This is a genomic window from Saccharopolyspora sp. MMCC62, from assembly GCF_057736575.1.
In genome coordinates, this window is sequence record NZ_JBYKCM010000005.1 from 340791 (window position 1) to 353767 (window position 12977).

The following is a 12977-nucleotide window of genomic DNA, read 5'->3' on the forward strand; positions in this document are numbered from 1 at the left end:
GCGGATCGTCCGGTGCGCCATCCCAACGAACAACGAGGTGATCCGTGGCTCCGCCGAACCTCACCCAGGACCAGGCTGAACAGCGCGCCGCGCTGCTCGACGTCGAGTCCTACGTGATCGAACTGGACCTCTCCGACGGCGCGAACGGGCCGGACGTGCGGACCTTCGGTTCCACCACGACGGTGCGGTTCCGCAGCACCCGGCCCGGCGAGTCCACCTGGATCGATCTGATGGCCGCGCAGGTGCACGGGGCGACGCTCAACGGCGTCGAGCTCGACGTGTCCGGCTACGCCGAGGACATCGGGCTCGCGCTGCCGGAGCTCGCCGCGGACAACGAGCTCGTGGTGCGCGCCGACCTCTCCTACACGAACACCGGCGAGGGCCTGCACCGCTTCATCGACCCGGTCGACGGCGGCGTCTACCTCTACAGCCAGTTCGAGACGGCCGACGCGAAGCGGATGTTCACCTGCTTCGACCAGCCCGACCTCAAGGCCACCTACCGGATCACGGTGCACGCGCCCGCGTCCTGGAAGGTCATCTCCAACGCACCCGCCGAGGTCACCGGCACCGGCGACACCCGAACCCACGCGTTCGAGACCACCCGGCGGATGTCGACCTACCTGGTGGCGCTCGTCGCGGGCCCCTACGCGGAGTGGCGCGACGAGTTCCCCGGCGAAGACGGCCAGGACCCGATCCCGCTGGGCCTGTACTGCCGCGCGTCCCTCGCCGAGCACCTCGACGTGGAGCGGCTGTTCACCGAGACCAAGCAGGGCTTCGCCTTCTACCACAAGGCGTTCGGCGTCCCCTACCCGTTCGGCAAGTACGACCAGTGCTTCGTGCCCGAGTTCAACGCGGGCGCCATGGAGAACGCGGGCTGCGTCACCTTCCTGGAGGACTTCGTCTTCCGGTCGAAGGTCACCGGCTACCTCTACGAGCGCCGCGCCGAGACCGTGCTGCACGAGATGGCGCACATGTGGTTCGGCGACCTCGTCACCATGCGCTGGTGGGACGACCTGTGGCTCAACGAGTCCTTCGCCACCTGGGCAAGCGTGCTCGCGCAGGTCGGCGGCACGCAGTACACGAGCGCCTGGACCACCTTCGCCAGCGTCGAGAAGTCCTGGGCGTACCGGCAGGACCAGCTGCCCTCCACGCACCCGGTGGCGGCCGACATCCCCGACCTGCAGGCGGTGGAGGTCAACTTCGACGGCATCACCTACGCCAAGGGCGCCTCGGTGCTCAAGCAGCTCGTCGCCTACGTGGGGCTGGAGAACTTCCTCGCCGGGCTGCGCGTCTACTTCGAGCGGCACGCGTGGGGCAACGCCACCCTCAACGACCTGCTGCTCGCCCTGGAGGAGGCGTCCGGGCGCGACCTGTCCTGGTGGAGCGCGCAGTGGCTGCAGACCACCGGGCTGAACATGCTGCGCCCGCGGTTCAGCACCGACGACGAGGGCCGGTTCACCGAGTTCACCGTCGTGCAGAACGGCGCCCGTCCCGGCGCCGGTGAGCACCGCACCCACCGGCTCGCGATCGGCGTCTACGACGACGACCCGGCGACCGGGCGACTCGTGCGCACCCACCGGGTGGAGCTCGACGTCAGCGGCGAGCGCACCGCGGTGCCGGACCTGGTGGGCGTGCACCGCGGCAAGCTGGTGCTGGTCAACGACGACGACCTCACCTACTGCACGATGCGGCTCGACCCCGAGTCGCTGGCCACGCTCATCGACCGCATCGGCGACATCGAGCAGTCGCTGCCGCGGGCGCTGTGCTGGTCCACCGCCTGGGAGATGACCCGGGAGGCGGAGCTCAAGGCGCGCGACTTCGTCAGCCTCGTGCTGGGCCGCTCCGCCGACTCCGGCATCGGCGCGGAGAGCGAGATCGGCGTGGTGCAGCGGGTGCTGCTGCAGACCCAGACCGCGCTGGCCTCCTACGCCGACGCGGACTGGCAGCCGGAGGGCTGGAACCGGTTCTCCACCCGGATGCTCGAGCTGGCGCAGACCGCCGAGCCGGGTTCGGACCACCAGCTGGCGTTCGTGAACACGCTGGCCTCCTCGGTGCTGGGCGAGCCGCACCTGGCGGCGGTGCGCGGCTGGCTGGACGGCACGGCGCCGCTGCCGGGGCTCGCCGTCGACACCGACCTGCGCTGGCTGCTGCTACAGGCGCTCGTCGCGCACGGTGCGGCCGCGGAAGCCGAGATCGACGCCGAGCTGGACCAGGACCGGACCGCCACCGGCCGCCGCAAGGCCGAGCGGGCGCGGTCGCTGATCCCCACCCCCGAGTCCAAGGAACGCGCCTGGCAGCGCGCCGTGCACGACGACGAACTGCCGAACGCGGTCAGCGACGCGATCATCGCCGGGTTCCAGCACCCGGGTCAGCGCGAGCTGCTGGCTTCGTACGTGGAGCGCTACTTCGCCGAGATCGACGAGGTGTGGCAGCGGCGATCCAGCGAACGCGCGCAGCCCACCGTCATCGGGCTGTTCCCGTCGTGGGCGGTGCGGCAGAGCACCGTCGACGCCGCCGACGCCTGGCTCGCCGGGGAGCGGCCCGCGGCGCTGCGGCGGCTGGTCACCGAGGGGCGCGCCGGGATCGTGCGGGCGCTGGCCGCGCGCGAGTTCGACCGCTCGTAACGGGCATGCGAACGGGGGCGGACCTGGTCGGGTCTGCCCCCGTTCCGCGTTCCGGGTCGGGTCGGCGCCGAGCTGTTCGGCCGACGCCGGGTGTTCCGGTCAGCGGCGGTTCCCCGCCGCGTCGGCGAGCATCCGCAGCGCGCTGAGCAGGCCCTCGATCAGCTCGCCCTCCTTGAAGGAGGCGACCATCGTCATCAGCGCCAGCTGGCAGCTGCGGTCCTGGATCCGGCGCTTCGACTCCTCGCCGGTCACGATCTCCACGACCCGCTGCTGCGGGGACACGGCCAGCAGCACCCCGTCGGCGGCGCGCGCCCCGAGGTTGGCGTGCAGCTCGCCCGCGGTCTCGCGGGTCTCCTCGCCGAGATCGCCCAGGTAGACGGCGAACTCCAGCCCCGTGCTGCGGCTGGCGAGGGTGAGCGCCTCGTCGAGCCGGGAGAGCTGGCCGGTGCTGAACGGCAGGTGCGGCCCTTCCGGGCGGATGCGCCGGGCGATGGACAGCCGCCCGGTCGCGGTCACCGCTTCGCCGGGCGCCAGGTCCTGGTCGCCGCCGGAACGGTCTTCGCCGGTGATCTCACCAGTGGCCACGTGCGCCTCCCCGGTCGGTGCTGTGCGCGTGCGCGGCTGCGGCGGACGCCGTCTCCGCCGAGTCCTGGTCGCCCGGCGGCGCGGTGCTCACGCGCGCCGGATCGGCCACCCAGAGCACCGGGGCGAACTGCCAGTCCTGCCCTGCGCGGTATCGGGAACGGGTCAGCTTCGAGCGGAGGGTGATCAGCGCGACCAGGAGGAACACGGCCGCAGGGATCACCGCCAGCACGAGGAAGGTCTCAACCGCAGTCACGCTGAGCACGGTAGCCGATCACGTGCCCGCGTGGGACGAGGCCACGGCGCTGCCGTGTCCCCGCCGGCGGGGACCCGCGCCCCGGGAGTCCGCCTCGTGGACGCCCCGCGATTCCGGTGGACGACCGCGGAACGCTTTTCCCCGGCCGCGGAACGGGAAGCGCAACACCTCTTCCCCACCTGGGAGAACGGCAATTCCGCCGGGTCCGACCGGTGCGGAATCGGCTGCCGGAATCGGTGTCCGGACTTCGCCGGTCCGCCTTCCTCCGGGAGAACGCGAGTTCAATTTCCGGTGAAACCACCATGCGTCCGAACGAGTGATCCGAGGCCGTTCTTGACACGAACGCGGTTTCATGCGAGGAGGCTGCCCCTCGGGCCTGTTCCGCTCCCGCGGTCACTCCCGGTGTCGAAAACCGGCGCCGAACAGGCGATTCGCCCCCTGGATCGGGCTCCTAGCACCACCCCGAGCGCTTCCGGCGGCTCCCGCGACCGCCGACGCCGGCCGGAGCGGCCGCGCACGAGGCCTGGACACACCAGGTAGGCAGCGCAGGTCGATTCCGTGACCGCACGTGACCATCCCGGCCCTGAGCAGGACGAGGGCTACCGAAAGTCACTAGTCAAGCGTGTCACGCCTCACGTAATGTAACTCTTTTAGAGTAATCGCCGCCGCCGAATGGAGCCCATCCAGAAGGTCGCAGCGGGCGGCGAGTTGGCGGCTTGTTTGAACGCTTCCGCGCTTCTAGTTTTTCACCTGTATGGGTCTTGCATATTTGATCACTAGCCCCATGAACAGTCCATTCGCCTGCGGGAGGCACACAATGTCGTCGATCAACACCACCGCTCAGCGTAATCTTGGCACCTTTTTCCAGAACGCGCAGCCCCTTGTCGAACACGTTCCGCACACGGCTTCCGGCGTCCGGATCAGCGGGACCGATCGCGGGGTGCGGATCAGCGGCGAGAACAGCGGCGTGCGGATCAGCTCGCAGGCCGGAGTCCGCATCAGCGGCGCTCATCGGGGCGTCCGGATCAGCTCGGCCGACCGCGGCGTCCGCATCAGCGGGACGGAGCGCGGGGTGCGGATCAGCGGGGACGACCGAGGTGTCCGGATCACTGGCGCTGACCGCGGGGTGCGGATCTCCGGCCACGACCACGACCACGACCGCGGGGTGCGCATCAGCGGCCAGGACCGCGGCGTCCGCATCAGCGGGCACGAACGTGGCGTCCGCATCAGCTCGGCCGACCGCGGCGTCCGCACCAGCGGGACGGAGCGCGGCGTCCGCATCAGTTCACGGGCAGGGGTCCGCATCAGCGGCGAGGACCGCGGCGTCCGGATCAGCTCGATCGACCGAGGTGTGCGGATCAGCTCGCAGGCAGGGGTCCGGATCAGCGGCCTGCGGTCCGGCGTGCGCATCAGCGGCGAAGATCGCGGGGTGCGGATCTCCGGTCACGACCGCGGCGTGCGCATCAGCGGGCAGCAGCGGGGTGTCCGCATCAGCGGCGAGGACCGCGGCGTGCGGATCAGCGGGCAGCACGGCGTGCGCATCAGCTCGATGGACCGGGGCGTGCGGATCAGCTCGCGCTGCGGGGTCCGGATCAGCTCGCGAGCGGGCGTGCGGATCAGCGGCGAAGACCGAGGTGTGCGGATCAGCTCGCGGTCCGGGGTCCGGATCAGCTCGCTGCGGCGCGGAGTCCGCATCAGCGGCCGGGCGGGTGTGCGGATCAGCGGACAGGACCGCGGGGTGCGCATCAGCGGACAGGACCGCGGCGTTCGCATCAGCTCGCGGGCAGGCGTCCGGATCAGCTCGGCCGATCGCGGGGTGCGCATCAGCGGCACCGAACGCGGCGTCCGCATCAGCAGTCAGGACCGCGGCGTCCGCATCAGCGGGACGGAGCGCGGGGTGCGGATCAGCAGGGACGACCGAGGCGTCCGGATCACTGGCGCTGACCGCGGGGTGCGGATCTCCGACCACGACCGCGGCGTTCGCATCAGCGGACAGGACCGCGGGGTGCGGATCAGCGGCCGGAGCTCCGGTCAGCTCGTCGCGGCGGCCTGACGTGCGCGCAGCGCGGTCACGCCGCCGACTCCCCCAGGTACGGCAGCCACAGCGGGTCGGTCTCGGACAGCCCGGCGATCAGCCGCCAGTGCCTGCCGCGCGGAGCGTGCGGGGCCACCGGCAGCTGCCAGCCGAGTTCGCTGAGCGTCTTGTCCGCCTTCCGGTGGTTGCACCGGGTGCAGCAGGCGACGCAGTTCTCCCACTCGTGCGGCCCGCCCCGGCTGCGCGGCACCACGTGATCGATCGTTTCGGCCCGTCCCCCGCAGTACACGCAGCGATGCCCGTCGCGGTGCATCAGCGCGGAGCGGGTGAGCGGGACGCGTCCCCGGTACGGGACGCGGACGAAGCTGCTGAGCCGGATCACCGACGGCACCTGGTGGCTGCTGGTGGCGGAGTGCAGCACCAGCCCTGCCGAGTCGCCGTGCACGACCTCCGCCTTGCCGCAGACCAGCAGCACGATCGCTCTGCGCAGCGGAAGCGCGGTCAGCGGTTCGAAGGTCGTGTTCAGCAGCAGCACCCGCCGCTTGCGCCAGGCGGGTGCGAGAGCCCCCGACTGCCCGCCGGGCGGCGCGTGGCACAGCGTCGCCCGAGGCGCGAGCCCTGCGGCCGCGCCTGTCGGAGTCGGTATTCGGTCGTGCACGCGACCACCTCCACCGGTTGGCAAGGACCAGTCGACCACAATCGACACCCCGAACGCACGTGTGATTCACCACGTGCTAGCCACCGGATCCACGGGTCGAGCCCGAGGTCGCGGCGGACCTGAGCGATCTCCGCGGTCCGACCGGCACCACTGCGCCGATCGTATGGGCTCCGGTGTTGATCGTTCAGGGTGAATTCGGCGAATGCCGCCGCACCCGCACCGGTTTCGGCCCGCTCCCCCGTATCGTCGGCGGGCGTGACGAAGGTTCAGCCACCCCTGTCCTATCCGCACGCCGCACGCGCCGACGTGGTCGACGACCTGCACGGCAGGAGAGTCCCCGACCCGTACCGCGCGCTGGAGGATCCGGCCGATCCGCGGACCGAGGAGTGGTCGGCCGCGCAGGACGAGTTCGCCCGCGCCCGGCTGGACGCGCTGCCCGGGCGCGCGGAGATCGCGCAGCGCCTGACGTCGCTGCTCTCGGCGGGGTCGGTGTCGGCTCCGGTGTGGCGGGCCGGGCGCGCGTTCTTCACGCGCCGTGCCCCGGGCCAGGAGTTCCCGGTGCTGTACCTGGTCGACGAGGACGGTTCCGAGCGCCCGCTGCTGGACGTCACCGAGCTGGACCCGTCCGGCCTCACCACGCTGGACCGCTGGTCGCCGAGCCTGGAGGGCGACCGGCTGGCCTACCAGGTCTCCGTCGGCGGTGACGAGGAATCGCTGCTGTACGTGCTGGACGTGACCACCGGTGAGCTGCTGGAAGGCCCCATCGACCGGTGCCGCTACTCGTCGATCTCGTGGATGCCGGGCGGCAACGAGTTCTTCTACGTGCGGCGGCTGCCGCCGGAGGCGGTTCCGGAGGGCGAGGAGCAGTTCCACCGCAGGGTGTGGCGCCACCAGGTGGGCGCGCACCCGGACGACGACCTGCTGGTGCACGGCGACGGCCTGGAGCACACCTTCTACTACGACGCCCGGGTGTCCCGGGACGGCCGCTGGCTGCTGGTGCACGGCAGCCCGGGCACGGCGCGGCGGGACTCGATGTGGATCGCGGACCTGTCCGGGGACGCGGAGCTGCGGCAGGTCGTCGACACCTCCGAAGGCATCCGCGCCTCGGCGTGGGTGGAGCGCGACGGCAGGCTGTACGTGCAGACAACGCTCGACGCGCCGCGCTGGCGGCTGTGCGTCGCCGACCCGGAGGCCCCGGAACCGGCCAACTGGCAGGAGCTGATCCCGGAGGACCCGGACTCGGTGCTGGAGGCGGTGCGCTGGTTCGACGACGGCACCGACGACCCGAAGCTGGCGGTGCTGCGCACCCGGCACGCGGTGTCCGAGCTGGCGCTGCACGACCCGGTCACCGGGGACCGCACCGAGCAGGTGCCGTTGCCCGGCGCCGGCCAGATCACCGCGCTCACCGCGGTCGACGAGGACACCGAGGGCGACCGGGACCGGCTGTGGATCGGCTGGACGGACTTCGCCACGCCGCCGTGCGTGCAGCTCTACACGCGGGCGTCCGGCACCACCCGGCAGGCCCGGCGCGCGCCGGGCGCGGCGGAACTGCCGGAGGTGCACTCCGCCCATGTCGAGTACACCTCGAAGGACGGCACCACCGTCCGGATGTTCGTGCTCGCGCCGACCGCCGACCCGGACGGACCGCGGCCCGCGCTGGTCACCGGCTACGGCGGGTTCTCGCTGTCGATGGAGCCGTCCTACTCCCCCACCGCGCTGGCCTGGGTCGCCGCGGGCGGGGTGTGGGCGCTGCCGTCGCTGCGCGGCGGTGGCGAGGAAGGCGAGCAGTGGCACCGCGCGGGCATGCGCGAGAGCAAGCAGAACGTGTTCGACGACTTCCACGCCGCGGCCGAGCACCTGATCTCCACCGGCTGGACCTCCCCGGACCGGCTGGCGATCACCGGCGGCTCCAACGGCGGGCTGCTGGTGGGCGCGGCGTTGACGCAGCGCCCGGAGCTGTACCGGGCGGTGGTGTGCTCGGCGCCGCTGCTGGACATGGTGCGCTACGAGAAGTTCCTGCTGGGCCGCACCTGGAACGACGAGTACGGCACCGCCGACGACCCGGCGGAGCTGGACTGGCTGCTGTCGTACTCGCCGTACCACGCGGTCACCGAGGGCACCGGCTACCCGTCGGTGCTGTTCGCGGTGTACGAGTCCGACACCCGGGTCGACCCGAACCACGCGCGCAAGATGTGCGCGGCGCTGCAGCACGCGACGAGTTCGGACCCGGCGCGGCGGCCGGTGCTGCTGCGCCGGGAGACCGAGGTGGGGCATTCCGCCCGGTCCGTTTCGCGTACCGTGGGGCTGGCGACCGACCAGATCGCCTTCCTCGCGGAGGCCACCGGGCTCCCCCTCGCCTGAGCGGTCGCCACCTCTGACAACTCGGTCGCGGTAGGCGCGCGCCACGCACAGCGGTGCACGGCCGGCTCCGGGGCCTGCGAACGGCGGGGCGTTCGCAGTCCCCGGCATGCAGCCGGCCCGCACCTGCGGCGTGGTGCGGCCACGCGGCCTACGCACGACCGGAGCATGGAGACCCCCGACCCATGACACCCCCGCTGTTGACCCAGCCGGACTGCGTCAAGGACGACGGCAGCTGGTGCCAGACCGTGTACTCGTGGTCCGGCAACGAGTGGCTCGCGATGTACTCGGACCTGCTGATCGCCAAGCCGTTGAACATCGTGATGATCATCATCATCGCGTTCCTGGTGCGCTACTTCGTGCACCGCACGATCTCGCGGCTCACCAGGGGCAACGGCGGCAAGACGCCGAAGTTGCTGGTACCGCTGAAGGAACGCCGCCCGGAGACCTCGGCGATGGCGCTGCTCTCGGAGCGCCGGATGCAGCGGGCCCGCACCATCGGCTCGGTGCTCAAGTCGCTGTCCTCGTTCGTGATCTTCGGCCTGGCGCTGATGTACGCGCTGAAGTCGCTGGGCATCGAGCTCGCGCCGATCCTGGCCTCCGCCGGGGTGCTGGGCGTGGCCGTCGCGTTCGGCGCGCAGAACCTCGTCCGGGACTTCCTGTCCGGCATGTTCATGATGGTCGAGGACCAGTACGGCGTCGGCGACATCGTCGACCTCGGCGAGGCCAGCGGCACCGTGGAAGCGGTGGGCCTGCGCGTCACCACGCTGCGCGACCTCAACGGCACCGTCTGGTACGTGCGCAACGGGGAGATCCTGCGCGTCGGCAACTCCAGCCAGGGCTTCGCGGTCGCCGTCGTCGACTTCCCGATCTCGCACACCAGCTCGGTGGAGAAGGCCATGGAGGTCGCGCTCAGCGTCGCCACCGAGGCCGCCTCGCGGGAACCGCTGTCCAAGGACGTGCTGAACCCGCCGGACATGCTCGGTGTCGACAAGATCACCTCGGACACGATCACGCTGCGGCTCACGGTGAAGGTGCGGCCCAGCACGCAGTGGGCGGTGCAGCGCAGGCTCCGCGTCGCGATCAAGCGGGCCTACGACGAGGAGAACATCGAACCGCCGTACCCCCACGGCCGGCCGCAGATCGACTCGGCCCAGGTATGAGCGGTGCCGCGGGCAGGGGAGGATGGCGGGCGTGAGCGCACCGGAGACCTTCTACGACCAAGTCGGCGGCGAACCCACCTTCCGCTTCATCGTGGCGCGGTTCTACGAGGAGGTGGCGAAGGACGAGCTGCTGCGCCCGCTCTACCCGGAGGAGGACCTCGGTCCCGCCGAAGAGCGGCTGCGGCTGTTCCTCATGCAGTACTGGGGCGGGCCGCACACCTATTCGGACCGCCGCGGCCATCCCCGGCTGCGGATGCGGCACGCACCGTTCAAGGTGGGTCCTGCGGAGCGGGACGCGTGGCTGCGCTGCATGCGGATAGCGGTGGACGAGGCCGAGCTGGGGGACGAGCATCGCGAGCAGCTCTGGCAGTACCTGGAGATGGCGGCGCAGAGCATGATGAATTCGTGGTTCTAGGAGCCTGATCGATTGTCATGAACGCACCGGTGGGGGACTCGGGAGCGGCTCCGGCCGCCCCCTGGTGGCGCGATGCGGTGTTCTACCGGGTCGATCTCCGGTCGTTCGCCGACGCCAACGGTGACGGGGTGGGGGACCTCGACGGTGCCCGGCTGCGCCTCGGCTACCTGGAGCTGCTCGGCGTCGACGCGCTGTGGCTGACTGCGGTGGCCGCGGCGCCGCTGACCGACCCGGTGCGGGGCCGCGGCGTCGACCCGGTGCTGGGCGAGCTGGAGTCGTTCGAATCGCTGGTCGACGAGGCGCACGCCGCGGGCCTGCGGGTCGCGGTGGACGTCACCGCGCAGCACGACCTGATCGAGCGGCTCACCGGCCCGGAGCACGAGGTGCTCGCGGAGTCGGCGCGGTTCTGGCTGGACCGCGGCGTGGACGCGTTGCGGGTCGCCTCGGTGCCCGGCGCGGGCGCGCCGGCGGGTGGCGCGGTCCGCGAGCTGCTGCGGGCGCTGGCACCGGTCATCGCGGACTACCCGGGCCGCGGCATCGGGGTGCTCATCGACGAGTCCTGGTTCGACGCCTACCAGGACCACGACGGCTGGGACATCGGCATCGACCTGCGGCTGGGCCGCACCCTGTTCGACGCGGGCGAGCTGCGCGAGGTCATCACCCGGATGCTGGCCTCCGCGCGGATGCTCGGCGTCCCCGCGGTGTGGGTGGTGGCCGGGGAGGACCGCACGCACCCGGTGACCCGCTTCGGCGGCGGCACCGCCGGAGAGGCCCGGGCGAGGGCGCTGGCGCTGGTGTCGCTCGGTCTGCCCGGCATCGTCGGCCTGGACACCGGTGAGGAACTGGGCCTGCCGAGCGCGGGGACCGGTTCCCGCTCGGCACCGCCCGCGCGCGGCCCGATGCCGTGGGAGGGCGACGAGCCGTCGTTCGGCTTCTCGCCCGTGCCCGGCGGCTGGTGGCCGATGTCGGCCGAGTGGGCCGGCTACACGGTGGAGGCGCAGCTGGAGGACCCGGAGTCGACGCTGTCGCTGTACCGCCGGGCCCTGGAGCTGCGCAAGGAGCACCCGGCGCTGCGCGGTGACGAGGTGGCCTGGTTCGGCGCCCCGGCGGGCTGCCTGGCGTTCCGGCGCGAACCGGGCGCGCTGACCTGCGCGTTGAACGCCTCGACGGAACCGGTGACGCTGCCGCCGGGCGAGGTGCTGCTGGCCAGCGGCGCGCTCGACGACGGCAGGCTGCCACCGAACACGGCGGTGTGGCTCATCTGACCCGCGCACCGGCAGGCCGCCCGGTGGCCCGATCGACCGAGGCTCGCACGCCCGGGACGAGCAACCGGCGGTGCGCCGGACGGGCGTGCGGAGCGTGCCGGATGGCCGCCGCGATCCGGCAGGACGGCAGGTAACGGGTTTCCCGACGCGCCCGCCGACCTTCCGATCAGCGCGGTGCGACCGGCGGGTAAGTTGTGCAACGCCCGAGTTCCGCCTCAGCCATCCCAGGACGTCATGCCCGCAGCGAGCCCGGCACCGCACCACGCCACCCCGCAGCGCACCCAGGGCTCCACCGCGGCCCGCGGTACCCGGCTGCTCGGGGTGGACCTGGCCCGATTCGTCGCCATCTTCGGCATGTTCGTGATCCACTTCGGCGCGCCGTTCTGCGGCGGCCCGGTGGAAGTGGCGCTGGCGCAGGCCTCCAGCGGGCGCGCGACCGCGCTGTTCACCTTCCTCGCCGGGGTGTCGCTGGCGATGCTCACCGGACGGCGGACACCGCTGGCCGGGAGCAAGCTGCGGGACGCGCGGGTGCGGGTCGCGGTGCGCGCCGTGCTGCTGCTGCTCATCGGGCTGGCGCTGGCGAAGTCCACCGAGGCCACCGGGTTCCTGCTCACCGTGATCATCCCGTTCTACGGGGTGTACTTCCTGCTGTCCCTGCCGTTCCTGGGGATGAGCCCGCGCGGCACCGGGATCGCCGCGGCGGTGCTCATCGTCGCCGGGCCGCAGCTGTCGTACCTGGTCCGCTGGCTGCTCGCCGGGGACAACGCGTTCGCCGCGGCCGCCGGGGCGTGGCATTCCGTCGACCCCGGCAACCTGATCGCCGACCTCGGCGCGGTGGACCTGCTGCTGACCGGGTTCTACCCGGCGGCGACGTACCTGGCGCTGGTGCTGGCCGGGCTCACCCTCGGCAGGCTCGACCTGCGGTCCCGGGCGCTGCGGCTGCGGCTCGGCATCGGCGGTGCCGCGGTCGCCACCGCCACCTACGTGACCACCGCGCTGCTGGGGTTGACCTACGCGCCGCTGAGCGACGTGCTCACCGAGGGCACGGTGCCGCTGGAGCACCCGCAGCTGCTGCTGGCGGCCCGCGCGCACAGCGGATCCTCGTTCGAGCTGATCGCCTCGCTGGGCATCGCGGTCGCGGTCCTGGCGCTGTGCCTGGAACTCGCGGACCGCTACGAGCGGCCGCTGCTCCCGCTGATCAAGGCGGGCACCATGGCGCTGACGCTGTACGCGCTGCACGCGCTGGTGATGTCCTGGCAGATCGTCGTCGGCGGCTGGCCGCTCAGCGGCGTGCCGGAAACGCTGGACAAGCTGGCCAGCATGGGTCCCGAGGCCGAGTGGGTGCCGGACCTGCCCGCGTTCCCCCCGGACGGGCACCGGCCGGAGGGCATCGTCGGGTTCGTGAACACCTACATGTCCGAGCTGTTCCTGCTGTTCTCCATCGGCTTCGCCACCTTGTGGAAGCGGTTCTTCCGCCGCGGTCCCTTGGAAGGCGCCGTCAGCGCAGCCGTCGACCTCTGCACCCGCAAGCTCTCGTACCGCTGAGCTCCGTCCCCCGCTCCAACACGAGAGGACGCGCCCTCGTCCTTCCTGTCAGCGGCGAAGCCACTGAGCAGCCGAC

At 72.0% G+C, this 12977-nt stretch carries 10 protein-coding genes; 7 read left to right on the plus strand and 3 right to left on the minus strand.

Annotated elements, in window-relative coordinates; all coding sequences use genetic code 11:
* The first annotated feature begins 44 nt into the window (after positions 1–44).
* Complete coding sequence (gene pepN, locus AC29IT_RS14950; RefSeq protein ID WP_358434675.1) at positions 45–2624, plus strand: aminopeptidase N; 2580 nt, start codon at positions 45–47, stop codon at positions 2622–2624.
* A 99-nt stretch (positions 2625–2723) separates the two neighbouring features.
* Here the strand turns inward: pepN and AC29IT_RS14955 are convergent, their stop codons facing one another.
* Both AC29IT_RS14955 and ctaJ read right to left on the minus strand, forming a co-directional pair.
* Entirely contained in the window at positions 2724–3209 is a 486-nt protein-coding gene (locus AC29IT_RS14955) for a DUF5130 family protein (RefSeq protein WP_358434678.1), read from the minus strand.
* A complete protein-coding gene (gene ctaJ, locus AC29IT_RS14960; protein WP_358434681.1) occupies positions 3196–3462 on the minus strand; it encodes an aa3-type cytochrome oxidase subunit CtaJ in 267 nt (88 codons plus the stop codon). The genes AC29IT_RS14955 and ctaJ overlap by 14 nt, the downstream gene beginning before the upstream one ends.
* A gap of 940 nt (positions 3463–4402) precedes the next feature.
* On the opposite strand from ctaJ, the gene AC29IT_RS14965 reads away from it, so the two are divergent.
* Entirely contained in the window at positions 4403–5515 is a 1113-nt protein-coding gene (locus AC29IT_RS14965; RefSeq protein ID WP_488219062.1) for a right-handed parallel beta-helix repeat-containing protein, read from the plus strand.
* 16 nt (positions 5516–5531) lie between these two features.
* Here the strand turns inward: AC29IT_RS14965 and AC29IT_RS14970 are convergent, their stop codons facing one another.
* The gene (locus AC29IT_RS14970) at positions 5532–6155 is read right to left on the minus strand and encodes an HNH endonuclease (protein ID WP_488219063.1); all 624 of its coding nucleotides are present in this window, start codon (positions 6153–6155) and stop codon (positions 5532–5534) included.
* 255 nt (positions 6156–6410) lie between these two features.
* Here AC29IT_RS14970 and AC29IT_RS14975 point away from each other — a divergent pair, with 255 nt between their 5' ends.
* The 5 genes from AC29IT_RS14975 (at position 6411) to AC29IT_RS14995 (ending at position 12901) form a co-directional block, all read left to right on the plus strand.
* On the plus strand, positions 6411–8516 hold the full coding sequence (locus AC29IT_RS14975) for a prolyl oligopeptidase family serine peptidase (protein WP_488219064.1): 2106 nt from the start codon (positions 6411–6413) through the stop codon (positions 8514–8516).
* A gap of 182 nt (positions 8517–8698) precedes the next feature.
* Positions 8699–9676: a mechanosensitive ion channel family protein gene (locus AC29IT_RS14980; RefSeq protein ID WP_358434689.1), complete on the plus strand. Its 978-nt coding sequence runs from the start codon at positions 8699–8701 to the stop codon at positions 9674–9676.
* Positions 9677–9698: 22 nt separating this feature from the next.
* Positions 9699–10091, plus strand: a complete 393-nt coding sequence (locus AC29IT_RS14985; protein WP_358434691.1) for a globin — start codon at positions 9699–9701, stop codon at positions 10089–10091.
* A gap of 17 nt (positions 10092–10108) precedes the next feature.
* Positions 10109–11356 carry an alpha-amylase family glycosyl hydrolase gene (locus tag AC29IT_RS14990; RefSeq protein ID WP_358434693.1) on the plus strand — a complete coding sequence of 416 codons (1248 nt, stop codon included), beginning with the start codon at positions 10109–10111 and terminating at the stop codon, positions 11354–11356.
* 234 nt (positions 11357–11590) lie between these two features.
* Positions 11591–12901 (plus strand): heparan-alpha-glucosaminide N-acetyltransferase domain-containing protein, encoded by a 1311-nt coding sequence (locus AC29IT_RS14995; RefSeq protein WP_488219065.1) that lies wholly within the window; start codon positions 11591–11593, stop codon positions 12899–12901.
* Positions 12902–12977 lie beyond the last annotated feature (76 nt).